This window comes from Microbacterium binotii (genome assembly GCF_021398715.1).
Classification (GTDB): domain Bacteria; phylum Actinomycetota; class Actinomycetes; order Actinomycetales; family Microbacteriaceae; genus Microbacterium; species Microbacterium binotii_A.
Map to the genome: position 1 here is coordinate 1,789,947 of NZ_CP090347.1, position 24,396 is coordinate 1,814,342.

Genomic DNA, 24,396 nt, shown 5'->3' on the forward strand with positions numbered 1-24,396 from the left:
GGTTCCCTCCTCCTCGGGCGAGGCCGTCATCATCGGTTACCTCGGGCATCGACGGGTTCCTGCCGCAAAACCTTCGCCATCGGGCGCCCCTTCGCGAGTTCGTCGACGAGCTTGTCGAGATATCGGATCCGCTGCATGAGGGGATCGTCGATCTCCTCGACCCGGATGCCGCAGATCACGCCGGTGATCCGATCGACCCGTGGGTTGAGCCGTGCCAGAGCGAAGAACTGCTCGAGGCTCGTGCGCTCGGCGAGGTGGCGGGAGATCTCTTCATCATCGAACCCCGTGAGCCACCGGATGACCTCTTCGAGCTCGGCGCTCGCGCGACCCTTCCGCTCGATCTTCGCCACATAGAGCGGATAGATGTCGGCGAACGGCGTCGCGAAGATCCGGCTCATCTCCACAGGTTAGCCGCTGCAGCAGGAGACGGGCCGGTCCCTTGCGAGGACCGACCCGTCTCGGGTGCGAACGCTCAGACGAGCGAGCGCAACACGTACTGCAGGATGCCGCCGTTGCGGTAGTAGTCCGCCTCACCGGGGGTGTCGATGCGCACCTTCGCCTCGAAGGTGATCGTCTGCTTACCCTCCGGCGAGAACTCGCTCGGCTCGGCCGTGACGGTCACGGTCTTGGGCGTGACGCCTTCGTTGAGCTTCTCCAGGCCCGTGATCGAGACGATCTCGGTGCCGTCGAGGCCGAGCGAGGACCAGCTCTCGCCTTCCGGGAACTGCAGCGGGACCACGCCCATGCCGATCAGGTTCGAGCGGTGGATGCGCTCGAAGCTCTCGGTGATGACCGCCTTGACGCCGAGGAGGCTCGTACCCTTGGCCGCCCAGTCGCGCGACGAGCCGGAGCCGTACTCCTTGCCGCCGAACACGACGAGGGGTGTGCCCTGCGCGGCGTAGTTCTGGCAGGCGTCGTAGATGAACGACTGCGGACCGCCGGGCTGCGTGAAGTCGCGGGTGTAACCGCCCTCGACGACAGCACCGTCGTTGACCGCGCTGACGATCGCGTTCTTCAGGCGGATGTTCGCGAACGTGCCGCGGATCATGACCTCGTGGTTTCCCCGGCGCGAGCCGTAGGAGTTGAAGTCCTTCTGCGCGACACCGTGCTCAGTCAGGTACTGCGCGGCGGGGGTGCCCGCCTTGATGTTGCCGGCCGGGCTGATGTGGTCGGTCGTGACCGAGTCGCCCAGAGTCGCCATCACGCGCGCACCGGTGATGTCGGTGACGGGGGTCAGCTCCATCGACATGCCGTCGAAGTAGGGCGCCTTGCGCACGTAGGTGGAGTCCGCATCCCACTCGAAGACCGGACCGGTGGGCGTGGGCAGGTTCCGCCAGCGGTCATCGCCGTCGAAGACGGTTGCGTACTGCTTGATGAACTGCTCACGCGAGATCGAGGTGTCGATGACGGCCTGGACCTCCTCGGTGGAGGGCCAGATGTCCTTGAGGAACACGTCCTCACCGTTCTGGTCCTTGCCGAGCGGGTCGTTGTCGAAGTCGAAGTTCATCGAACCGGCCAGCGCGTAGGCGACCACGAGCGGCGGCGACGCGAGGTAGTTCATCTTCACGTCCGGGCTGATGCGACCCTCGAAGTTGCGGTTGCCCGAGAGGACGGCCGTCACGGCGAGGTCGTTCTCGTTGATGGCCTCGGAGACCTCTTCGATGAGCGGACCCGAGTTGCCGATGCAGATCGTGCAGCCGTAGCCGACGGTGTAGAAGCCGAGACCCTCGAGCGACTTGTCGAGGCCCGACTTCTCGTAGTAGTCGGTCACGACCTTCGAGCCGGGGCCGAGCGTCGTCTTGACCCAGGGCTTGCGCGTCAGGCCCTTCTCCACGGCCTTCTTGGCGAGCAGGCCCGCCGCCATCATGACCGACGGGTTGGACGTGTTCGTGCAGGAGGTGATCGCCGCGAGGGTGACCGCGCCGTTGTCCAGGATGTAGGGCGCACCTTCGGGAGGCGTGACCTTGACGGGCTTGGAAGCGGCCGCCGGTCCCCCGCTGGAGATCAGGATCTCGCCCGTGTGCACGTGCTCGTCGCCCGGAACGGGGCCCGGGTCCGAGGCGGGGAACGACTGGTCACCCTCGAGGTCGACGATCGAGTCCGAGGTGGACGCCGCCGCATAGTTCAGGATGTCCTTCTCGAACTGCGCCTTGGCCTCGGACAGCAGGATGCGGTCCTGCGGACGCTTCGGTCCGGCGATCGAGGGGACGACGGTCCCGAGGTCGAGCTCCATGTACTCGCTGAAGGCCAGCTCGCGGGAGGGGTCGTGCCAGAGCGACTGCGCCTTGGCGTACGCCTCGACGAGCGCGATCGCCTCGTCGCTGCGGCCGGTGAGGCGCAGGTAGTCGAGGGTCACGTCGTCGATGGGGAACATCGCGGCCGTGGAGCCGAACTCCGGGCTCATGTTGCCGATCGTGGCACGGTTGGCCAGGGGGACGGAGGCGACGCCCTCGCCGTAGAACTCGACGAACTTGCCCACGACACCGTGCTTGCGCAGCATGTCGGTGATCGTCAGCACCACGTCGGTCGCGGTGACACCGGCGGGAATCTCGCCGGTGAGCTTGAAGCCGACGACGCGCGGGATCAGCATGGAAACGGGCTGACCGAGCATCGCGGCCTCCGCCTCGATGCCGCCGACGCCCCAACCGAGCACGCCGAGACCGTTGACCATGGTGGTGTGCGAGTCGGTGCCGACACAGGTGTCGGGGTACGCGCGCAGCACGCCGTCGACCGAGCGGTCGTAGATGACCTTGGCGAGGTGCTCGATGTTCACCTGGTGAACGATGCCGGTGCCCGGCGGGACGACCTTGAAGTCGTCGAAGGCCGTCTGGCCCCAGCGCAGGAACTGGTAACGCTCGCCGTTGCGCTCGTACTCGATCTCGACGTTGCGCTCGAGCGCGTTCTCGGAGCCGAAGAGGTCCGCGATGACCGAGTGGTCGATGACCATCTCGGCGGGCGAGAGCGGGTTGATGCGGTTCGGGTCGCCGCCGAGGGCGGTGACGGCCTCACGCATCGTGGCGAGGTCCACGATGCAGGGCACACCCGTGAAGTCCTGCATCACGACGCGTGCGGGCGTGAACTGGATCTCGGTGTCGGGCTCCGCATCCGGGTTCCACGAGCCGAGGGCCTGGATCTGCTCCTTCGTCACGTTGGCGCCGTCCTCGGTGCGCAACAGGTTCTCCAGGAGGACCTTGAGACTGAAGGGGAGCTTCTCGTAACCGGCGACCGTGTCGATACGGAAGATCTCGTAGTCGGTGCTGCCGACCGTCAGGGTGCTTTTCGCACCGAAGCTGTCAACCGTGGACACGTCTGTCTCCTTCGTCGGCGTTCACGGGCGTCGTCGCGGGGCCCGATCTGCCCATCTTCCCCGCGTCCGGAAGGGGTTGCTAGGAAGGTAAGCCTTACCCCGTCGCCCGGAAATTTATCTCGATGTCGAGATAAATAGTATCACCGGGCGTCGGACTCCTCGACGGACGCGCCGCCCTGCGAGACCCGTGCGTGCACGGCGCGGACGGTGAGCCAGGTGACCGCTACGAGAGGCGCGAACAGCGGCAGGCCCATCGCGATCGTGAGGGTTCCGAGCAGCGCCACCGCGCTCTCCCGGTTCGCTGGGTCGAGCGACGAGAAGTAGATCGGGAGCTGCACGCCCAACCGGACGACGAAGAGTGCCGCCCAGGCGATGGTGAGCCAGAAGTAGGCGCGACGCTTCGCCTTCACCTGCCGCCACGACGTGCCCTCACCCATCAGATAGCCGGCGGCCAGGCCGATGAGCGGCCAGCCGATGAGGGCGGACACGAGCATGGCCAGACCGTAGCCGGCGTTCGTCAGAAGGCCCGGCACGAAGTTGTCGGAGGGATTGCCCGTGATCAGGGCGAGGACGGCGGCGGCCCCGGCCGCCACCAGTCCCCCGAGGGCCGCGGACGCCGGCGACTTTTGCAACAGGCGTACCACGGTGAACACCACAGCGATACCGACGGAGGTGGCAAGGGAGAGGACGAGGTTCGTCGTCGCCGTGTAGACGATGACGAAGAGAAGACTCGGGAGCACCGATTCGACGACACCACGCCAGCCGCCCATGGCGTGCCACACCACATGACCGGTGCTCGCCTCCTGCGCCGGATCCAGTCCCGCGCGTCGCGCGGCCGCGCCCAGAGCGGAACCGATGAGCTCGGACGCGCGGGGCTCAGCGGGCGCCGGCGGATCGAGCGACGGGCGCTCGTCGTGCGTCTCGTCGGGGCTCACGCCGCGCCCGGGGTCGCCGGCATCTTCAACGGGATGAGATCGCGCGGCGGCATCGGCGTGCCGCCGCGGACCACCACGAGCGATCGGAAGAGATCCTCGATCTGGGCTGCGGCCTCGACGTTGGACGTCGCCGCTCCCCCGATCACGCCGCGCAGGAACCAACGGGGGCCGTCGACGCCCACGAAGCGCGCGAGTCGCTTGGCGCCACTGCTGGCATCGCCGGCCACGACGACCGGGACCTCGGCGAGCAGCTCCGGGCCGAGCGGACCCTCGCGCTCCTCGACGCGTCCGCCCTGCTGACGCACCTGCTGGCGGATCTGCTCACGGGTCTCCTCCCAGAGGCCGCTCGATCGAGGCGCGGCGAACGGCTGCACCTGGAGCGTCGAGTCGGCGTAGTCGAGCCCGACGGCGACGATGCGCTTGGTCTGCTCCTCGACCTCGAGCCGCAGGTTCAGCCCCTCGCGCGGCAGCACCTTGATCGCACCCAGATCGATGTAGGGACGAACCGGGTTCACCTCCGACTCGTCGAAGGGCCCCGCGGTTTCGCGGTCGATCGGCGCGCTCTTGCCGGTCGGTTCCAGAGATGCGTCGGTCATCGGGTCGTCCTCGCAGAAGTGTCGTATCCGGTGGAGCCGAAGCCCCCTTCGCCGCGCACACTGGCGGGCAGCTCGTCGACCGGGAGGAAGCGCACCGGCGGGATCGGAAGGACCACCAGTTGCGCGATCCGGTCACCCGCCGAAACCTCGTAGGCCTCCGTGCGGTCGGTGTTCAGCAGCGCGACCTTGATCTCGCCGCGATAGCCGGCATCGACCGTCCCGGGAGCGTTGACGACGGTCACCCCGTGCTTGGCCGCGAGCCCCGAACGGGGCATCACGAACGCCGCATACCCCTCGGGCAGCGCAATGCGGACACCGGTGCCCACGAGAGCACGCTCTCCGGGGCCGAGTCGCACCCCCTCTGCGGCGATCAGGTCGGCACCCGCGTCGCCCGGATGAGCGAACGCCGGGACGACGGGCGCGATAATGGGGACGTCCACGCTTTCGGCCACCTCACGAGGGTAATGCAGAACATGACTTCCGACGTCGTCTATCGCGAACGCCTGAGCCCCTCGCTGTGGACGCTCGTCGCCGCGGCGGTCTGCGCCCCCATGGTGGCGCTCGCCCTGTCCCCCGTCGACACCACTCTCGCGCTCGTGGCGGGCGTTGCGGTCGCGGCCCTGATCGTCTGGGCCCTGATGGCGACCGCGCCTCGTGTCGAGGTCAGCGACGGGGAGCTTCGTGCGGGGCGGGCCCACATCCCGGTCGATCTTCTGGGAGAGCCGGTCGCCTACACGGGCGAGGACGCGCGTTTCGCGCGCGGGCGGGATGCCGACCCCCGGTCATGGATGCTGGTGCGCGGCGGAATCGGTGGGGCGGTCGTCGTTCCTGTCGAGGATGCGGACGATCCGACATCGGCGTGGGTGGTGTCCTCTCGGACCCCCGACCGACTCGCCGCGGCGGTGCGCAGAGCGCAGGTCAGGCAGCGCACTCCACGCAGATAGCGCCGAGCGACTCCTCGTGGTCGATCTGTGAGCGGTGCTTCACCAGGAAGCAGCTGACGCAGGTGAACTCGTCCTCCTGCGCGGGGAGCACGACGACGTCGAGCTCCAGGTCCGAAAGGTCGGCGCCGGGCAGCTCGAAGCCCGACGGGTTGTCGGCGTCCTCGACGTCGACGGCCCCGGACATCTTGTCCGGAACGCGCTCCTTGAGCGCTTCGATGGACTCGCTGTCGTCTTCGGTCTTGCGGGGGGCGTCGTAGTCCGTAGCCATTCTTCTCGTGTCTCTTGTCGCGTTGTGGATCTCCCGCCGTCGGGCAGGCGGCGATAGTTTGCATGACCGGGTGGCATTTAGCAAATGCGGATGCGTGGTGCTCTCATCGCGGTCGGCACGCATCGAAACTCGCGCCACGCCCCGGATATTCCCGCCCGCGGCGGTGCCCTGTGTCAGCATGGGCCCACACGGCAGATGGGAGGCGTGTGTCGCATGGAACAACTCAGAGTGATCGGCACCGAAGACGGTGTGCTGGTGGTCTCCACCGAGTCCGGGCAGCGCTACTCCCTGGCCATCGATGAGGTGCTGCGCGCAGAGCTTCGTCGGGCACGCAAGGAGCGCGAGGAACCTGCCAAGGTGAACCGACCCAGCCCCCGCGAGATCCAGGCGCAGATCCGCGCCGGCCTGTCGGCGCGCGAAGTCGCCGAGGTGCTCGGCACGACGCTCGAGGACGTGGTCCGCTTCGAGCCCCCCGTGCTCGCCGAACGCGAGTTCATCGTCGGTCAGGCGCTTTCGGTGCCGGTCCTGCTCGGATCCGACTTCGACGGCGACAACCAGACGAGCTTCGGTGACGCGGTGCGCGCGAAGCTGGCGGAAGCAGGTGCGACGGGCGAGCGCTGGTCCAGCTGGAAGGAGCCCACGGGATGGGTGGTCAAGCTGGGCTTCGTCGCCGGTGACGTCGAGCGCGATGCACGATGGAGCTTCGAGCCCCGGCGCAGTTCGCTGTCTCCGCTGAATGCGGACGCCACTCAGCTCTCCCGTCAGGGATCGCTCCCCGAAGGGCTCATCCCGCGCCTGCGCGCGCTCGACACCCCCGGCATCAAGGACGACACGCGCTTCGACAGCGGTGCGTTCGGCCCCCGCCACGACGCGACCGAGCGCCCGACGCTTCCGACGCCGGCCAGTCCGGCTGTGCAGGATGCGGCCATCAAGCGTGCACCTGAAGCCGTACAGACCTCCGCTGAGACGGCCGACCTGCTGGAGGCTCTGCGTCGTCGGCGCGGTCAGCGCACGGCCGCTCCCACCGCGGAGGCACCGGAGGAGCCCGCCCGCTCGCCCTCGCCGGTCGCCCTCTTCGATGCCCTGGAGCCCGGCTACACCGAGACGAGCGAACCTGCGCCGGCAGAGACCTCCCGAAGCGAGCCCGCGTCCGACGCGGGACGTCGCAAGGGTCGCACCTCGATGCCCTCCTGGGACGAGATCGTCTTCGGAGCCCGTTCCGACGAGAGCTGAGAGCTCTCAGTCGGCGAAGCCCCCCAGTCCGATGAGGGGGACGACGCGCTCTTCCGTCGTGAGCGAGCCGTGCTGGCCGACCATGTGCTGCGCTGAGGTGTCGGTGAGGCGGCCGTCGTAGTAGGCGACACGACCGCGCGCCGCCACCATCACGTCGCCGATGCGTGCGGCGACCTCAGCGGAGACGGCGTCGCCGAACAGACCGGCGGCGATGGCCTCCTCCCTCGTGAACACCCAGGCGCTCGGTTCGTCCCGCCAGGCGCGGATCAGCGACTCGTCCGCACCAGGGTGCGCGTAGAGGTGCAGCATCCGAGGTTCCCCGGCGATGACCGCAGCCGCTTCGAGGCGCGGGTCGCCGTCCACCATGACGATCTGACGGTGCCGCGGCACGTCGACCATGCCGTGGTCTGCGGTCACGATGACCCCGACGCCCGCGCCTGCGCCCGTGTGCAGGCGACGCGCCGCCGCATCCACCGCTTCGAGCGCAGCGGTCCAGCGATCGGATGCGACACCGTGCCGGTGGCCTGCCGCATCGAGCTCGGGAGCGTAGAGGTACACGATCGTTCCCGGCGTGCTGCGGGCCTCGGTGATCGCACGCTCGACGCGGTCGTCGAGCCGTTTCTCGCCGAAGTTCTCAGCCCCTCGGAGAGTCGCCTCGGTGAAGCCTGTGCCGGCGTACTCGGGCTTGGACGCGACGACCCAGCGGTGTGCGGTGTCGCTCGCGCTGAGCGGCGCGACCTGCGGCCATGCCAGCGGGTCGAGAGCACGGGGTCCCCAGTCGGTGAGCTGGTTGTGGACGAGCCCGGTCAGCGGATCGCGCGCGCGGTAGCCGACGAGCCCGTGCTCGCCGACATCGGATGCGGTGAGCAGGCTCGTCAGGGCGGCCGCCGTCGTACTCGGGAACACCGAGGTCGCGACACGCTTCTTGCCGCGATGCTCGGCGAGGAAGCGGGCGTAGGCGAGGTTCTCGGCGAGGTTGGCGGCGCCCAGTCCGTCGACGACGAACACGATGAGGCTCTGCACGGTCGGCCAGCGCGCGGAGCCGCCATCCAGGGCCGCGATCGCGTCGGGCAGTACACCGGTGAGCCTCGGGGCGCCGGAGGGGTCCGCCGGTAGGCTGAGGGTCATCGGGCCCAGTCTCGCATACCCGCGCCAGGCCCTTTTCGACCCGAGGTGTTCTGCATGTCCCGAGCCACGTCCGATTCCGCGCCCGCCGAGGAAGGCCGCATCGAAGACATCGACCTGTCTGCTGAGATGCAGGGGTCCTTCCTCGAGTACGCGTACTCGGTCATCTACTCGCGCGCCCTCCCGGATGCGCGCGATGGACTCAAGCCGGTGCAGCGGCGCATCCTGTTCCAGATGGCCGACATGGGCCTGCGCCCGGATCGTGGCCACGTCAAGAGCGCCCGCGTCGTCGGCGAGGTCATGGGTAAGCTGCATCCCCACGGCGACTCCCCCATCTACGACGCACTCGTGCGCCTCGCCCAGGACTTCGCGCTGCGGGTGCCGCTCGTCGACGGGCACGGCAACTTCGGTTCCCTCGACGACGGCCCGGCTGCCGCCCGCTACACGGAGGCGCGTCTGGCGCCGGCCGCGCTCGCGCTCACCGAGAATCTCGACGAGGACGTCGTCGACTTCATCCCCAACTACGACGGCCAGTTCCAGCAGCCCGAAGTCCTCCCCGCCGCCTTCCCCAACCTGCTCGTCAACGGCACGACCGGCATCGCGGTGGGCATGGCGACCAACATGGCGCCGCACAACCTCAACGAGGTCGTCGCCGCCGCCATCCACTTGCTCGACAACCCCGACGCCACCCTCGAAGAGCTCATGGAGTTCGTCCCGGGTCCTGACCTGCCCGGCGGGGGCGTCATCGTCGGTCTCGACGGCATCAAGGACGCCTACGCCCAGGGCCGCGGAAGCTTCCGCACCCGGGCCAAGGTGTCGGTCGAGTCGCTCGGCCCCCGTCGCACCGGATTGGTCGTGACCGAGCTGCCGTACATGGTGGGCCCGGAGCGCGTGATCGAGAAGATCAAGGACGCCGTCAACGCGAAGAAGCTCACCGGCATCGCGGATGTGGCCGACTTCACCGACCGCAACCATGGCCTCCGCCTGGTCATCACGATCAAGACGGGATTCGATCCCAAGGCCGTCCTCGACCAGCTCTACCGGCTGACGCCGCTGGAGGACTCGTTCGGCATCAACAACGTCGCCCTCGTCGACGGTCAGCCCCAGACGCTGGGTCTGAAGCCGTTGCTGCGCGTCTATCTCGACCACCGCATCTCCGTCGTCACTCGCCGCAGCCGCTATCGTCTCGCACGCAAGCAGGAACGACTGCACCTCGTCGAGGGCCTGCTCATCGCGATCCTCGACATCGACGAGGTCATCCAGGTCATCCGGTCCTCGGACGACAGCGAGCAGGCACGGACGCGCCTCATCGAAGTGTTCGACCTCTCTCAGCTGCAGGCGGAGTACATCCTCGAGCTGCGCCTGCGACGCCTCACCCGCTTCTCCCGCATCGAGCTCGAGACCGAGCGCGACCAGCTGCGCGCCGACATCGCGGCACTCGAGGAGCTGCTCGGCAGCGATGTGCTCTTGCGCGCCCAGGTCGCGCGCGAGCTGGAGGCCGCATCCGACACGTACGGCACGCCGCGTCGCACGCTGCTGCTGAACGGCGGCCCAGTCACGCCCCGCGGTGCGAAGGCGGCGGCCGCCGCCGATCTGCAGATCGCCGACGCGCCGTGCCGCGTGTTCCTGACGGCGACCGGGCGGATGCTGCGCGCCGAGCTGACACAGGATGCGCTCGACGGCGGCATTGTGCCGCCCGCTCGACGCAGCAAGCACGACGCCATCCGCAGCGCGGTGGACGCGACCGTCCGCGGTGACGTGGGAGCGGTCACCAGCGCCGGGCGCCTCGTGCGTTTCTCCCCCGTCGACCTCCCCTCGGTCCCCGGGAACAGTGTGCAGCCCGCAGCCGGCGCGAAGGCCGATCAGTACCTCGGTCTCAGCGCGAACGAGCACGTCCTCGCTCTCGTCCCGCTCGACGCAACCGCCCCGATCGCGCTGGGTACGGCCCAGGGCGTCGTCAAGCGTGTCGCCGTCACAGAGCTGGCGCCGGGCAAGCCGGATGCGGAGATCATCGCCCTGAAGCCGGGCGACCGCGTCGTCGGCGCGGCTCTGGCACCCGATGAGGTCGAGCTCGTCTTCGTGAGCTCGGACGCGCAGCTGCTGCGTTTCGACGCGTCCGCGGTGCGCCCCCAGGGCAAGAGCGCGGGCGGCATGGCCGGCATCCGGCTCGCCGACGGGGCCAAGGTGATCTTGTTCACCGCCGTCGCGGCGTCCGAGGAGTCCGTCGTCGTGACGATCGCGGACTCGTCGCAGGCGCTTGCGGGCACGGCCGGGGGCAGCGGCAAGGTCTCCGTGCTGTCGGAGTTCCCCGCCAAGGGACGCGCGACCGGCGGTGTGCGTGCGCAGCGCTTCCTGAAGGGCGAGGACACCCTCATGCTCGCGTGGGTCGGCGACCGGCCGCGCGCCGTCGGCCCCGACGGCGCCGTGCGCGCGCTCCCCGAGGCGGGAGCGAAGCGCGACGCATCCGGTCAGCCGTTCGACGACGTCATCGGCGCCGTCGGCACCCCGATCGCCTGACACCGCTCTTTCACTCCGCGAGACTGCATCTCCCGCACGAGATCACGGGTATCACCCGTGATCTCGTGGCGCGGATGCAGTCTCGCGGGAGAGGGACGAGAGAGCGGACGGATGCGGCGCGTCAGGCGTCGATGGACTCGCGCGAGAGCCGGTCGCTCGAGGTCACGATGAAGTCGCGGCGCGGGGCCACTTCGTTACCCATGAGGAGCTCGAAGGACTCGTTCGCCCGGGTGGCCGCATTCGCGTCCTCCACGGTCACGCGTCGGAGCATGCGACCGGCGCGGTCCATCGTCGTGGTGGCGAGCTGATCGGCGTCCATCTCGCCCAGACCCTTGTAACGCTGCACGGGCTCCTGCCAGCGCTTACCGGCCTTCTGCAGCTTCGCCAGCAGGGCGTGCAGCTCCTTCTCGCTGTACGTGTAGATCGTCTCGTTCGGCTTCGTGCCCGGGTTCATCACGACCACGCGGTGCAGGGGCGGCACGGCAGCGTAGACGCGTCCGGCCTCGACCAGCGGACGCATGTAACGGAAGAAGAGCGTGAGCAGAAGGGTGCGGATGTGGGCTCCGTCGACATCGGCGTCGCTCATCAGGATGACCTTGCCGTAGCGTGCGGCGTCGATGTCGAAGGAGCGGCCGGAGCCGGCGCCGATCACCTGGATGATCGCCGCGCATTCGGCGTTGGACAGCATGTCGCTGATCGATGCCTTCTGCACGTTGAGGATCTTGCCTCGGATCGGCAGCAGAGCCTGGTACTCGCTGTTGCGGGCCAACTTCGCGGTACCGAGGGCGGAGTCGCCCTCGACGATGAACAGCTCGGAGTCGGCGACCTCGTTCGTCCGGCAGTCCGCCAGCTTCGCGGGCAGGGACGAGGACTCGAGCGCGGACTTCCGGCGCTGCGTCTCCTTGTGGGTGCGCGCGGAGATACGCGCCTTCATCTCCGAGACGACCTTCTCCAGTAGCTGCGCGGTCTGATTCTTGTCGTCGCGCTTCGTGGAGGTGAACTTCGCCGTCAGCTCGCGCGAGACCACGTTGGCGACGATCTGGCGCACCGCCGGCGTACCGAGGATCTCCTTCGTCTGGCCCTCGAACTGCGGCTCCGGCAGGCGCACCGTGAGAACGACCGTGAGCCCCGCGAGGATGTCGTCCTTCTCGAGCTTGTCGTTGCCGACCTTGAGCCGACGGGCGTTCTGCTCCACCTGGCTCCGGACGACTTTCATCAGCCCGGCTTCGAAGCCTGCCTGGTGCGTTCCACCCTTCGGGGTGGCGATGATGTTCACGAACGAGCGCATGGTCGTGTCGTAACCGGTTCCCCAGCGCAGCGCGACATCGACCTCGCAGGAGCGCTCGAGCTCGGTCGGCACCATCGCGCCCGACGGCTGCAGCACGGGAACCGTCTCGGTGAACGTGCCCTCACCGGTCAGCCGCCAGGTGTCGGTGATCGGCGCATCGGGCGCCAGGAAGTCGGCGAATTCGGAGATGCCGCCGTCGAAGCGGTAGCTCGTCTCCACCCGCTCCTCGCCGCGCTGGTCGTCGACCACGATCTCCAGCCCGGGCACGAGGAACGCCGTCTGGCGTACGCGCTGCACGAGCTCGTCGAGTCCGAACGTCGCGTCTTTCGTGAAGATCTGCCGGTCCGCCCAGTAGCGGATGCGGGTTCCCGTCACGCCGCGCGGCGCCTTGCCCACGACGCGCAGCTCGGATGAGCGCCGGTAGGGCGTGAACGGCGCGTCGGGCGAATCGCCGGCGAACGTGCCGGGCTCCCCGCGGTGGAACGACATGGCGTAGGTCTTGCCGCCGCGGTCGACCTCGACGTCCAGACGCTCCGAAAGCGCGTTCACGACCGAGGCGCCGACACCGTGCAGACCACCGGATGCGGCATAGGAGCCGCCGCCGAACTTACCGCCGGCGTGGAGCTTCGTGAAGACGACCTCGACGCCGGTGAGTCCGGTGCGCGGCTCGACGTCGACGGGGATGCCGCGCGCGCGGTCCCGCACCTCGACGCTGCCGTCGGCGTGGAGCAGGATGTCGATGCGCGAACCGTGCCCGGCGAGGGCCTCGTCGACGGAGTTGTCGATGATCTCCCACAGACAGTGCATGAGTCCGCGGGAGTCGGTGGAGCCGATGTACATGCCCGGGCGCTTGCGGACGGCCTCGAGTCCTTCGAGGACCTGCAGGTGGTGGGCGGAGTACTCGGCGGTCACAATCCTCAAGGGTATCCGGGGCCACCCCCGCGGCTCTGCACAGACACGACGGCACGGGGGCCGCCGTACGCGGTCAGCGAAACGCGCGCCCGAGCGGGCATGAGTCACGGGCACGCATGGTTACATGTCATATCCGTACCCGCCCGACGCACCGAGGAGGTCTCCGATGAGCACGACGTCGACACCCACCGAGCAGTCCGCCGTTCTGGAACACCGGTTGACTGCCGCCGACCGCTGCGACTCGTGCGGAGCGCAGGCCTACATCGCCGCCGAGGTGAACGGCAGCGAGCTGCTGTTCTGCGCACACCACGGCCGCAAGTACGAAGAGAAGCTCCGCGCCGTGGCCACCAGCTGGCACGACGAGACCGCTCGCCTGGTCGACGCGGTCTGATCCGTCTCAGCGGTATCGCCGCTCCACCAGCGGCGATACCCGCAGCGCGATCTCCTCGCCGATCGTGCCGATCGTCTCGGCCAGATCGGTGGGGCTCGCCGCATCCGTGCCATAGATGCGAACCCTGTCGCCCGCTCGCGCGCCGTCCCATCCGCTGACCGTCGCGCTGACCTCATCCACCGCCACCAGGCGCCGGGGGCCCGCCGGCGTCATGACGTCAACACGTCCCGCCAGCGCCGAGACCAGCCCGTCGAGCGCTCCCACATCGATGCGCACCCGGTCGCCGTCGACGGAGAGCACCTCGGCGTCCCATGAGCCGATGGGCGCGATTCCCAGCTCGGCGTCGGCCGGACCGCCCGCGGGGCGGATTCCGTAGCAGAACGCCCCCACCCGGACGAGGTCGTACCGGAACTCCGCGCGGGCCGACGACGCCGCGCTCGCGGCGAGATGACGGAGCGGGCGCTCGAGTCCCGCAGCCGTCGCAGCAGCGACCGCCTGTTCGAAAGCCGCCCGCGAGAGATCGTCCTCGTCGTCGGACGCCTCGGCGATGTGGCTCCATATTCCGGAGAGTTCCACGACGCCTTCCCCCGCCAGAGCGACGACGCGGTTCACCGCATCCGTCCACTCCTCCGGCCGGATGCCGTTGCGGTGCAGACCCGTGTCGACCTTCAGGTGGATGCGGGCGCGAACACCGCGCGCTCGGGCCGCATCCGCAACGTCCTCGAGGAGATCCGCGTCGCCGACACCGAGGTCGAGATCCGCATCGAGCGCCGAGAGGATCGCACTCTCGCCCGCGATCATCCAGACGAAGATGCGCGGCTCCCGTCCGACAGCGCCTCGTACCTCGAGCGCGGTCGCGACATCGAACGCGCCGATCCAGCCGACGCCCTCGGCCACGGCGCGGCGCACCACCTGCGACACCCCGTGCCCGTACGCGTCGTCCTTGACCACGAGCATGAGTGCGGCGGGTGCCACGCGATCGCGCACGACGGCGATGTTGCGAGCAAGCCGGTCGAGGTCAACGTGCAGCACGGAACTCACGCCGTCTCCTCCCGCCGGGCCCGCAGTCCCACCGCGGTCGCGATCTCGTCCGCGCGCCATCCCGTCGCGCGCGCCCAGTCGGCGACACGCGGTGCGTCGTCGCCGAAGAACACCGCCCGATCCCCGCGTGCGACCGGTGCGTCACCGATGTCGACGACGCACACATCCATTGCGACGCGGCCCACGATCGGATGCGAGGCGCCGCCGATCACGACGTGCGCTCGATTGCCGAGCTCACGAACCACGCCCTGCGCGTAGCCACCCGTGACGAGCGCCACGCGTGTATCCACGGGCGCGCGGTGGCTGTAGCCGTAGGAGACACCCTCGCCGGCGCGCAGCGCCTTGGTGGAGAGCACGGTGCCGATCAGTGTCATCGCGGGAAGCGTCCGATCCCACCCGAAGACGACGTCCGGAGCGAGGGTCGCAGATCCCACCGTCACCGTGCGATCGCGCTCCGCGAGTCCTGCGACGTCGTCGATGAGCAGCACCGCGTCCGTCTGGGCGCGCAGAGCGGCGGCGGTCGCCAGCAGACCGTGGCCGTAGGCGTCGCGGCGAAGATCGACGACCGGCGCGACGACGCCGGCCGATCGCACGTTGACCACGATGGCCGACGTGCGGATGCGCGCTACGGGTGCGCCGTCGTCGCTCATGCGTCTCAGAGCTGGATCGCGGTGAAGCGCTTGTCGACAGCCAGGCGCTCGATCTCCGCACGTGCCGCGCGCGCGTGCGCATCGATCTCGGCGTGCGCGGGACCGGGCGAGTACTGCGCGTCGCGACGGGAGAACGCCTGCGTGAGCAGCGCATCGGCCAGGTCGGGGTTGAGTGGCAGCACCGGGCCCTGCACGTTCGTCGCGTAGACCGAGCCCATGCGCACGGTTTCGAACCCGCCCTCGATCCCGCCGTTGCCGGCGGTCACGGTGCCGTAGGCGATGGCGGGGTCACCCAAGCGCCACAGCGACGCGTGGTCTTCGAATCCGATGAGCTTTCCGTCGCTGGTGTCCGCGACGACATAACCCACCCGGCGCTGCTTCGTACGTCCCACGCGGGCCGGGATGAGTCCGAGGCCGTCGAGGTGCGTGCCGTCGACGAGGTCGATGCCCTCGGAGAGCAGCTCTGACCCTCCGCCCACGGCCAGCACGACCGCACCCGCTCCGATGAGCGCCGTGAGCCACTCTCGACGGCTCGCGAGGTCGTCGCGCACCACACGCAGCGCCGAGAGCGGACCGTTGCCGATCACGATGATGTCGGCGTCCGCCGGTGCGTCCTCGCCGGGGTCGACGAGAGTCACCTCCGACCCATGGCCGGCCAACGACGCACGTGCGGCGAGGACCTCCACGTTCCCGCGATCGCCCGTCACGCCGAGCAGATCAGGGTAGAGCTGAACGATTCGCAGCGTCGTCATCGTCGCGCCACCTCCTGGTCGCCGTAGCCGAGGATGCGGCGACCGATCATCATGAGCTCGTAGTTCACGAACCAGATCTGCCGGCCGGCCGCGGTGGGAGCGAAGGCTCGCATGAGCTCGACGGCCTTCTCCATATCGGGTTCGACGACCCCGATCGGGATGCCCGCGTAGGCGAGTCGCGTCGCGATCTGGTGTGCCTTCTCCCCCGTGACGACATCCACGTGGTCGAACGCACTGAGATCGACGTCGTAGAGCCAGGACACGTCCGGGGTGCCTTCGTCGATGGCCATGAGGACGCGCTCGGGAGCACCGTCGAGCGCGTCGACGTTGAGCTGGAGACTCGGGCCGTTCTTGAACATCACGAACTCGACCTGCTCACCCGAACGGTCGCGGCGCAGCGGCACGAGCTCACCTCGGCCGTAGGCCGGCGTCATCTGGGAGAAGCCCGCTGCAGCAGCGTCTGCCCGAAAGGCCTCACCAAGGACGTGACGAGCAGTGCTGATCGCGGCCGCCGCATCCACCGCATAGTGGAGCCCGCGAGCCGGCAGCGTCACGGCGATCGGCCGGCCGTCGAGCGTGATCTCGACATTGCGACCGGTCACCGCGGTGACCTCGCTCTCGGCCGGATGGTCGAGAGCGCCGACCGTACCGCTGCGCGTGTCGGCGGCGTTGTTCAGTCCGTGTGCCGACGCGGCGACGACCTCGCGGGAAGCGCCGAAGAACGAGACCGGAGACCGCAGCGCGGCGGCGTCGATCTTGCTGAGGTACGGGTCGTCGCGGTTGACCACCACGCGCACGGATGCACGGGTCGCTGCGTCGAGCATCATGTCGGCGACCCGCTCGGTCTCGTAGAAGCGATAGAGCTGGTCGACCTGCACGTTGAGCGCGACGATGACGCGGGGTGACAGGATGTCGGCGAGATCCGCCGCGTACCCTTCGTCCACCTCGAGCACGGCCACGTCGGCCCGGACCTTGCCGGTGGGGGTCGCTTCGGCCAGGAGCGCGCTGGTGACTCCCTGGGGCAGATTCGCGCCGGTCGGGTTGGTGAACACGCGAAGTCCGTGGGCGCGCAGCACCTCGCTGACCATGTGCGTGGTCGTCGTCTTCCCGTTGGAGCCGAGGACGAAGACCACGCCGTACGGGAACTGCGCCGCGAGGCTGCTCAGCAGGGTCGGCGCAAGACGGTTGGCGAGGTAGCCCGGGAAGGCCGACCCGCCACCACGCAGACGCGTGGCGAAGCGGGCGGCCTTGCCTGCGAGCACCGCGGGGACATAACGGATGCTGCCGCTCACGCCCCGATCACTCCAGGTAGTCGCGCAGCGACTGCGAGCGGCTGGGGTGCCGCAGCTTCGCCATGGTCTTCGATTCGATCTGACGGATCCGCTCGCGCGTCACACCGAACGTGTCGCCGATCTGGTCGAGGGTCTTGGGCTGGCCGTCGCCGAGACCGAAGCGCATGCGGATGACGCCCGCCTCGCGCTCGCTCAGGGAGTCCAGCAGGGACTCGAGCTGACGCTGCAGCATCGTGAAGCCCACCGCGTCGGCGGGGACCACGGCCTCGGTGTCCTCGATGAGGTCACCGAACTCGCTGTCGCCGTCTTCACCCAGCGGCGTGTGCAGGGAGATCGGCTCACGGCCGTACTTCTGCACCTCGATGACCTTCTCGGGGGTCATGTCGAGCTCGCGGCTGAGCTCCTCGGGCGTGGGCTCGCGGCCGAGGTCCTGGAGCATCTGACGCTGCACGCGAGCCAGCTTGTTGATGACCTCGACCATGTGCACCGGGATGCGGATGGTGCGCGCCTGGTCGGCCATGGCGCGGGTGATGGCCTGACGGATCCACCACGTCGCGTAGGTCGAGAACTTGAAGCCCTTGGTGTAGTCGAACTTCTCCACGGCGCGGATGAGGCCGAGGTTGCCCTCCTGGATGAGGTCCAGGAACTGCATGCCGCGTCCGGTGTAGCGCTTCGCGAGCGACACGACCAGACGCAGGTTGGCACCCAGCAGGTGGCTCTTGGCGCGCTGCCCGTCGCGGGCGACCCACTGCAGGTCGAGGCCGAGCTGCGTCGACTTCTCGGCCGCCGACATCTTCGACAGCTTCTCTTCGGCGAACAGACCCGCCTCGATCCGCATGGCGAGCTCGACCTCTTCGGCCGCGTTCAACAGCGGGACCTTACCGATCTGCTTCAGGTAGTCCTTGACCGGGTCCGCGGTGGCGCCGGTGATCTGCGTCGAGTAGACCGGAACGTCGTCCTCGTCGCTCGAGGAGATGACGATGGCGCCGGTGGGAAGCGGCTCGCTGAAGGCGGGCTTGGTGTTCTCACCGTCTTCGTCGTCGGCATCGTCGTCGGACGCCTTGGCGCTCTTCTTCTCGCCCGCCGGCTGCTGCTCGTCGCCCTCTTCGGCGTCGTCGCTGTCATCGACCTCGACGTCCACGTCGACGTCGTCCTCGAACTCTTCCTCGTCGTCGGCGGCTGCCTTCTTCTTGGCGGGCGCCTTCTTCGCCGGGGCCTTCTTGGCCGGAGCCTTCTTCGCGGGCGCCTTCTTGGCCGGCGCCGCGGTCTCGGTCGCCGTGTCGACGACCTCCTCGTCACCCGGCGTCGCGGTCTTCCGCGAGCGGGATTCGGTCTTCGTGCCAGGAGTCACGGTTCACCTTTCACCGACGCGATCACGCCGGTCGTTCTCGAACACGAGTAAGACCCTTGTCAAGTCCGGAGCGGGAAACTCCTTGATCGACAACGGGCCGGTGCTCTATTGTCTCATACCCCCGACCGCGGCTTTGCACGCGCGGCCTGCTCCCCTTGACAACACCCCCGCATCCCCCTGCATTCCCCCGACGCCTGGCGTCAGCCGAAACTCGGTCCTCGTTGATCGTCGTCATGGGAGCCGTTGGCGAGGAAGCGTTCCAGCTCCGCCGCGATCTCGTCCGCGCTGGGCAGATCCGCCTCGTGCAGGAGAGGCGTGGCCATCGTCGCACCCGCCATGTAGGCGTCGTAACGCTCCTCAAGGCCCGTGAGCATCGTGGTGAGTTCGTCGCTCGCACCCACCTGCTCGCCGACCTTCGACAGGAAGTCCTCGTTCTGCTCGCGCAGGTCGTCGACAGCGAAGACCAGACCGGTGGCGGCCGTGATGCTGTCGAGCGCGGTGATGGCGGATGCGGGGTACTCGGTGTCGCTGAGGTAGTGCGGGACCAACAGGACGAATCCGGCGACGGAGTGACCGGAGGCGACGAAACGGTACTCGAGCAGATGCCCGACCGTCGCGGGCACGGTCGTGCGCGGCTTCCAGACCGAGTGCGCCTCGGTGAGGGCCGCCCGGTTTCCCGACACCGTCGTGCCCAAGGGGCGCGTGTGCGGCACCGGCATACCGATCGCGTGCACCCACGTGACCGACGAGACGGCGAAAGCCGTCGCCGCACCCACGACCGCGTCGACGAACCCCTCCCACGCGAAGTCGGGCTCATAACCGGCCAGCAGGAGGAACGGACGCGAGAGCGCGTCGTAGGCCAGCGAGAGTTCGAGACGTGCCGGACGGTAGTCCGTGAGGTGGTCGGCGTCGAAGGTGATCTGTGGTCTGCGCGCGCGGTAGTCGAGCAGGACGTCGTTCTCGAAGCGCAGCAGGACGGCGGGGCTCGCCTCATCGCGCAGATACCCGATCGACTGGGACACGGCGGAACCCGCATCCGTGAAACCCGTCAGCAGGATCACGAGCGGCAACCCGGCGGGCACCGCGGGCGCGTCATCGACGCTCACGTACAGCGGCGGGTTCCAGGACATTCCTCCATGGTACGAGGCCGCGAACGCGCAACGGCCGGTGTGGGCCGTCTCTACTCGCTTCGGCGTCCTTAGGATGGAGTCATGCCGTTCCCGGATCTGCACTTCACCTCGGCCCCTCTCACCGACAGCACCGCGGACGCGCTGCTGTTGGCGCTGCCTCCGCTCGACGACGCGTTCTACGACGACGGGCTCGGCCAGGCGATGCGCGACACATTGGATGCGGTGGGCTTCACCGGTGCCCCCGGGTCCGTGCAGCGCGTGGTGCTGCCCGGAGCGGCGGAGCTTCCCTCCATCCCCGTCGCCGTCGTCGGCACCGGCGCCGCCCCCGATGGCGGGGCGTTGCGCTTCGCCGCGGGCGCGGGCGTCCGCACACTCGTCGGCTTCGCCTCGCTCTCGCTCGCCGCACCGTCCGTCACCGGCGGGGCACGCGAGCTCGCGGAGGGCGCGGGCCTCGGCGGCTATCGTTTCGCGGGCTACAAGAGCTCCACGGGCAAGACCCGCGCCGCGACGGTGACCGTGCACGCCGACGGATCCGAGGCCGACCTCGCCGCCGCGCGGGCGACCGCATCCGCCGCCGCCGTCGTGAAAGACCTCGTGTCCACGCCCGCCGAGTGGCTGGGCCCGGCCGATCTGGCGAACCAGGCCGCCGAGCTGGTCGCTGGTCTCCCCATCACGGTCGAGGTCTACGACGAGGTGCGGCTTCGCGAAGAGGGCTTCGGCGGGATCCTCGGCGTCGGCCAGGGCTCCGACCGTCCGCCGCGACTCGTCCGCCTCGATTACTCCCCCACCGACGCGAAGCGGCACATCGCGCTCGTCGGCAAGGGCATCACGTTCGACACCGGCGGCCTCTCACTCAAGCCCGCCGCGTCCATGGTCGGGATGAAGTACGACATGTGCGGCGCCGCGACCGTCCTCGCCGTCGTCCGGGCGGCGGCCCAGCTCGCCGCGGATGCCCGCGTGACGGCCTGGCTCTGCGTCGCCGACAACATGCCTTCCGGCCGTGCGACCCGCCCGGGCGACGTCCTGCGGATGGCCGACGGAACGACGGTCGAAGTACTCAACACGGATGCGGAGGGCCGCCTCGTCCTGGGCGACGGCCTCGTCGCGGCCAGCCGTGAGAACCCCGATCTGATCATCGATGTCGCCACTCTGACGGGCGCCATCACCGTCGCGCTCGGAAACCGACTCACCGGCGTCATGGGTTCCGATGACGCCGTCGCCGAGTACCTCGAGTCAGCGGAGCGGGTCTCCGAGCTCTCCTGGCGTCTGCCGCTGCCCGCGCACATGGAAGAAGAGCTCGACTCCCCGATCGCCGACATGGTCAACGCCAAGATCGGCGACCCCGCGGCGGGCTCGTTGTTCGCCGGCCTCTTCCTGCAGCGGTTCGTCGGCCGCACCGACGGCCCCGAATCACCGCGCATCCCCTGGGTGCACCTGGACATCGCGGGCGTCGGAATGAACAAGGGCGCGGGCTACGGCTTCACCGACAAGGGGCCCACCGCCGCCACCGTTCGCAGCCTCATCGACCTCGTCGCCGGATCCTCCCGGTGACCGTCCGCAGCGTCGACGTCGCCATCATCGGCGGCGGCAGCGGAGGATATGCGGCTGCTCTGCGCGCCGCGGAACTGGGCAAGAAGGTCGTCGTCATCGAAGCCGACAAGGTCGGCGGCACGTGCCTGCACCGAGGATGCGTGCCCACCAAGGCGCTCCTGCACGTCGGTGAGACGGCGGATGCGGTCCGCGAGGGGCCCTCGCTGGGCGTGAAGGCGACGCTCGACGCGATCGACGTGCCCGCGATGCACGCGTTCCGCACCGATCTGGTCGCGAAGAAGTACAAGGGCCTTCAGGGCCTCCTGTCCGCGCGCGACGTGGAGATCGTGTCCGGCCACGGCCGGATCGCCTCACCTGGCGTCGTCGAGGTGGAGGGCGAGACGATCGCGGCCACCGACATCATCGTCGCCACGGGCGCTCGCACCCGCACCCTGGGGATCGAGCTCGGTGGCCGCATCCTCTCCAGCGAGACGGCACTCGAGCTCGATGAGGTCCCGTCCCACGCGATCGTGCTGGGCGGCGGCGTCATCGGCGTGGAGTTCGCCAGTCTATGGCGCTCCCTCGGAGCCGAGGTCACGGTCGTCGAGGCCGCCGACAGCCTCGTTCCTGCGGAGGACGAGGTCCTGCGCCAGCAGCTCTCCCGCGCATTCCGCCGTCGCGGCATCCAGACCCGGCTCGGTTCCCCCTTCGTCGCCGTCACGCAGGATGCACAGCAGGTTCGCGCCGAGCTGGCGGACGGGACCGTGCTCACCGGCGACTATCTGCTGGTGGCCGTCGGGCGTGAACCCGCGGCCGACGGCATCGGGCTCGAGGAGGCCGGAGTCGTCCTCGATCGCGGCTTCGTGGTCGTCGACGAGCTGCTCCGCACGACGGTTCCCGGAATCTGGGCCGTCGGCGACATCGTGGCGGGCCCGCAGCTCGCGCACCGCGGGTTCCAGCACGGCATCGCCGTAGCCGAGCGGATCGCGGGCCAGCACCCGACGGTCGTCTCGGACGAGCTCGTGCCGCGCGTGGTGTACAGCTCGCCCGAACTCGCGTCGGTCGGCATCACACGCCGGGCGGCCGAGGAGCGTTACGGCGCCGACGGCATCCGCGTCGTCGATTACAACCTCGCGGGCAACGCACGCACCGAAATCCTGGGCGGCGGCGGTGTCGCGCGGGTGATCCGGCGCGTCGACGGCCCGGTGGTGGGCGTCCATCTCGCGGGCCCGAGAGTGGGCGAGCTGATCACCGAGGCGCAGCTGGTGATCGGCTGGGACGCACACCCCGAGGATGTCGTCCCCTTCATCCACGCGCACCCCACTCAGAGCGAGGCGCTGTCCGAAGCGTTCCTGGCTCTGGCAGGCAAGCCCCTGCACACGCTATGAGGCTTCGGCTTCACTAAGCTAGACACCGATATCGCAGTTCGAAGGAGCAAATCCCATGAGCACTTCCGTTGTCCTCCCCGCTCTCGGCGAGAGCGTCACCGAGGGAACGGTCACCCGCTGGCTCAAGAATGTGGGTGACACGGTGGAGGCGGACGAGGGTCTGCTCGAGATCTCCACCGACAAGGTCGACACCGAGATCCCCTCGCCGGTCAGCGGCGTCATCGAAGAGATCTTCTTCCAGGAGGACGACACCGTCGAGGTGGGCGCCGTCCTCGCCAAGATCGGCGACGGCTCCGCCGCTGCGGCACCGGCCGCAGAGCCCGAGGTGGCCGCCGCTCCCGAGCCCGCCGCAGAGGAAGCCGCTCCCTCGCCCGCGCCCGCCGCATCCGGTGGCCGTGACGTCGTTCTGCCGGAGCTCGGCGAGAGCGTCACCGAGGGCACCGTCACGCGCTGGCTCAAGGCCGTGGGCGACGAGGTCGCCGTGGACGAGCCGCTGCTCGAGATCTCCACCGACAAGGTCGACACCGAGATCCCCGCGCCGTTCGCCGGCACGCTGCAGGCCATTCTCGTCCAGGAGGACGAGACGGTCGCCGTCGGAAGCCCGCTCGCCCGCATCGGCGACGGCGCTGCTCCGGCCGCCGAGGCCGCTCCCGAGGCTCCGTCCACGGAGAAGCCCGTCGAGGTCGAAGAGACGGAGGCCGCGGCCCCCGCCACGCCCGCCCCCGCTGCTGCGCCGGCCCCGGCCGCTGCTCCGGCACCCGCACCGGCCCCCGCCGCTGCTCCGGCACCGGCCCCCGCGGCCGAGACCTCGGGGGCCGAGGGCTCGGGCTACGTGACGCCGCTCGTGCGCCGCCTCGCCGCCCAGCAGGGCGTCGACCTCTCGACCGTCACCGGGTCGGGCGTCGGCGGACGCATCCGCAAGGAGGACGTGCTCAAGGCGGCCGAGGCTGCGGCCGCTCCCGCTGCGGCATCCGCACCCGCGGCACCGGCCGCGACCAAGGCTCCCGTCGAGGTGTCCGAGCTCCGCGGTACGACGCAGCCCATGTCGCGTCTGCGCAAGGTGCTCGCCAAGCGCGCCGTCGAGTCGATGCAGGCCACCGCGCAACTCACGACCGTGGTCGAGGTCGACGTGACGAAGGTCGCGCTCTTCCGCGACGGCGTCAAGAACGAGTTCCAGCAGAAGACGGGCGACAAGCTCTCCTTCCTGCCGTTCTTCGTCCTGGCCGCCGCCGAGGCGTTGAAGACGTACCCCGTCATCAACGCGACCGTCGACGGCGAGCAGATCGTCTACCCGTCGAGCGAGAACATCTCGATCGCGGTCGACACGGAGCGCGGCCTGCTGACGCCGGTCGTGCGCGAGGCGGGCGACAAGAACCTCGCCCAGATCGCTCACGACATCGCTGACCTCGCGGCCCGCACGCGCGACAACAAGCTGAAGCCCGACGAGCTCGCCGGTGGCACCTTCACGGTCACGAACACGGGCTCCCGCGGCGCGCTGTTCGACACCCCGGTCGTGTTCCTGCCGCAGTCCGCGATCCTCGGCACGGGCACCGTCGTCAAGCGCCCCGGCGTCGTGACGGTCGACGGCAAGGACGCGTTCTCGGTCCGCTCGTACGTGTACCTGGCTCTGTCGTACGACCACCGGATCATCGACGGCGCCGACGCGGCACGCTTCCTGTCCGCGATGAAGACGCGCCTCGAGACGGCCGACTTCGCCGGAGATCTCGGGATCTGACCTTTCCCGCA

Annotated in this window: 21 protein-coding genes; 7 read left to right on the forward strand and 14 right to left on the reverse strand. The window is 69.2% G+C overall.

Going from position 1 to position 24,396, the window contains the following annotated elements:
• Positions 1-29: 29 nt before the first annotated feature.
• The 5 genes from LXM64_RS09000 to dut all read right to left on the reverse strand — a co-directional run bounded on the left by LXM64_RS09000 (position 30) and on the right by dut (position 5,290).
• A complete protein-coding gene (locus LXM64_RS09000; RefSeq protein ID WP_234072933.1) occupies positions 30-398 on the reverse strand; it encodes a DUF2200 domain-containing protein in 369 nt (122 codons plus the stop codon).
• A gap of 74 nt (positions 399-472) precedes the next feature.
• Positions 473-3,307 carry an aconitate hydratase gene (locus tag LXM64_RS09005; protein ID WP_234072934.1) on the reverse strand — a complete coding sequence of 945 codons (2,835 nt, stop codon included), beginning with the start codon at positions 3,305-3,307 and terminating at the stop codon, positions 473-475.
• Positions 3,308-3,447: 140 nt separating this feature from the next.
• Entirely contained in the window at positions 3,448-4,242 is a 795-nt protein-coding gene (locus tag LXM64_RS09010; protein WP_234072935.1) for a DUF3159 domain-containing protein, read from the reverse strand.
• Entirely contained in the window at positions 4,239-4,838 is a 600-nt protein-coding gene (locus tag LXM64_RS09015; protein WP_137416908.1) for a DUF3710 domain-containing protein, read from the reverse strand. The genes LXM64_RS09010 and LXM64_RS09015 overlap by 4 nt, the downstream gene beginning before the upstream one ends.
• Positions 4,835-5,290, reverse strand: coding sequence for a dUTP diphosphatase (gene dut / locus LXM64_RS09020; RefSeq protein ID WP_234072936.1), 456 nt, complete (start codon positions 5,288-5,290; stop codon positions 4,835-4,837). Before dut ends, LXM64_RS09015 begins: the two co-directional genes overlap by 4 nt.
• 21 nt (positions 5,291-5,311) lie before the next feature.
• Between dut and LXM64_RS09025 the strand changes: the two genes are divergently transcribed.
• Positions 5,312-5,782 (forward strand): DUF3093 domain-containing protein, encoded by a 471-nt coding sequence (locus LXM64_RS09025; RefSeq protein ID WP_326490523.1) that lies wholly within the window; start codon positions 5,312-5,314, stop codon positions 5,780-5,782.
• Here LXM64_RS09025 and LXM64_RS09030 read toward each other — a convergent pair.
• Entirely contained in the window at positions 5,757-6,050 is a 294-nt protein-coding gene (locus LXM64_RS09030) for a DUF4193 domain-containing protein (RefSeq protein ID WP_137416906.1), read from the reverse strand. The genes LXM64_RS09025 and LXM64_RS09030 overlap by 26 nt on opposite strands.
• Positions 6,051-6,263: 213 nt before the next feature.
• Between LXM64_RS09030 and sepH the strand changes: the two genes are divergently transcribed.
• The gene (gene sepH, locus LXM64_RS09035) at positions 6,264-7,283 is read left to right on the forward strand and encodes a septation protein SepH (RefSeq protein ID WP_234072938.1); all 1,020 of its coding nucleotides are present in this window, start codon (positions 6,264-6,266) and stop codon (positions 7,281-7,283) included.
• 6 nt (positions 7,284-7,289) lie between these two features.
• On the opposite strand, the gene LXM64_RS09040 is transcribed toward sepH, so the two are convergent.
• A complete protein-coding gene (locus LXM64_RS09040; protein WP_234072939.1) occupies positions 7,290-8,411 on the reverse strand; it encodes an alkaline phosphatase family protein in 1,122 nt (373 codons plus the stop codon).
• Between the two features lie 54 nt (positions 8,412-8,465).
• Between LXM64_RS09040 and LXM64_RS09045 the strand changes: the two genes are divergently transcribed.
• Positions 8,466-10,925 carry a DNA gyrase/topoisomerase IV subunit A gene (locus LXM64_RS09045; RefSeq protein WP_234072940.1) on the forward strand — a complete coding sequence of 820 codons (2,460 nt, stop codon included), beginning with the start codon at positions 8,466-8,468 and terminating at the stop codon, positions 10,923-10,925.
• Positions 10,926-11,046: 121 nt separating this feature from the next.
• On the opposite strand, the gene LXM64_RS09050 is transcribed toward LXM64_RS09045, so the two are convergent.
• The gene (locus LXM64_RS09050) at positions 11,047-13,125 is read right to left on the reverse strand and encodes a DNA gyrase/topoisomerase IV subunit B (protein ID WP_419144832.1); all 2,079 of its coding nucleotides are present in this window, start codon (positions 13,123-13,125) and stop codon (positions 11,047-11,049) included.
• Positions 13,126-13,291: 166 nt separating this feature from the next.
• Between LXM64_RS09050 and LXM64_RS09055 the strand changes: the two genes are divergently transcribed.
• Complete coding sequence (locus tag LXM64_RS09055) at positions 13,292-13,516, forward strand: DUF7455 domain-containing protein (RefSeq protein ID WP_137416902.1); 225 nt, start codon at positions 13,292-13,294, stop codon at positions 13,514-13,516.
• Between the two features lie 6 nt (positions 13,517-13,522).
• On the opposite strand, the gene LXM64_RS09060 is transcribed toward LXM64_RS09055, so the two are convergent.
• The 6 genes from LXM64_RS09060 to LXM64_RS09085 form a co-directional block, all read right to left on the reverse strand.
• On the reverse strand, positions 13,523-14,557 hold the full coding sequence (locus LXM64_RS09060; RefSeq protein WP_234072941.1) for an alanine racemase: 1,035 nt from the start codon (positions 14,555-14,557) through the stop codon (positions 13,523-13,525).
• Positions 14,554-15,207, reverse strand: coding sequence for an alanine racemase (locus LXM64_RS09065; RefSeq protein ID WP_234072942.1), 654 nt, complete (start codon positions 15,205-15,207; stop codon positions 14,554-14,556). Before LXM64_RS09065 ends, LXM64_RS09060 begins: the two co-directional genes overlap by 4 nt.
• A 5-nt stretch (positions 15,208-15,212) precedes the next feature.
• Entirely contained in the window at positions 15,213-15,959 is a 747-nt protein-coding gene (locus LXM64_RS09070; RefSeq protein WP_234072943.1) for a type 1 glutamine amidotransferase, read from the reverse strand.
• On the reverse strand, positions 15,956-17,251 hold the full coding sequence (locus LXM64_RS09075; protein ID WP_234072944.1) for a MurT ligase domain-containing protein: 1,296 nt from the start codon (positions 17,249-17,251) through the stop codon (positions 15,956-15,958). The genes LXM64_RS09070 and LXM64_RS09075 overlap by 4 nt, the downstream gene beginning before the upstream one ends.
• Positions 17,252-17,258: 7 nt before the next feature.
• Positions 17,259-18,602 carry an RNA polymerase sigma factor gene (locus LXM64_RS09080; RefSeq protein ID WP_137416898.1) on the reverse strand — a complete coding sequence of 448 codons (1,344 nt, stop codon included), beginning with the start codon at positions 18,600-18,602 and terminating at the stop codon, positions 17,259-17,261.
• A 200-nt stretch (positions 18,603-18,802) separates the two neighbouring features.
• Positions 18,803-19,732, reverse strand: a complete 930-nt coding sequence (locus LXM64_RS09085) for a proteasome assembly chaperone family protein (RefSeq protein WP_234072945.1) — start codon at positions 19,730-19,732, stop codon at positions 18,803-18,805.
• A gap of 81 nt (positions 19,733-19,813) precedes the next feature.
• Here LXM64_RS09085 and LXM64_RS09090 point away from each other — a divergent pair, with 81 nt between their 5' ends.
• From LXM64_RS09090 to sucB, 3 genes are read left to right on the forward strand one after another with little or no spacing between them, the layout of a single operon-like run.
• On the forward strand, positions 19,814-21,283 hold the full coding sequence (locus LXM64_RS09090) for a leucyl aminopeptidase (protein ID WP_234072946.1): 1,470 nt from the start codon (positions 19,814-19,816) through the stop codon (positions 21,281-21,283).
• A complete protein-coding gene (lpdA, locus tag LXM64_RS09095; protein ID WP_234072947.1) occupies positions 21,280-22,650 on the forward strand; it encodes a dihydrolipoyl dehydrogenase in 1,371 nt (456 codons plus the stop codon). Before LXM64_RS09090 ends, lpdA begins: the two co-directional genes overlap by 4 nt.
• A 55-nt stretch (positions 22,651-22,705) precedes the next feature.
• Positions 22,706-24,385 carry a 2-oxoglutarate dehydrogenase, E2 component, dihydrolipoamide succinyltransferase gene (sucB, locus tag LXM64_RS09100; RefSeq protein WP_234072948.1) on the forward strand — a complete coding sequence of 560 codons (1,680 nt, stop codon included), beginning with the start codon at positions 22,706-22,708 and terminating at the stop codon, positions 24,383-24,385.
• The last annotated feature ends 11 nt before the right edge of the window (positions 24,386-24,396 follow it).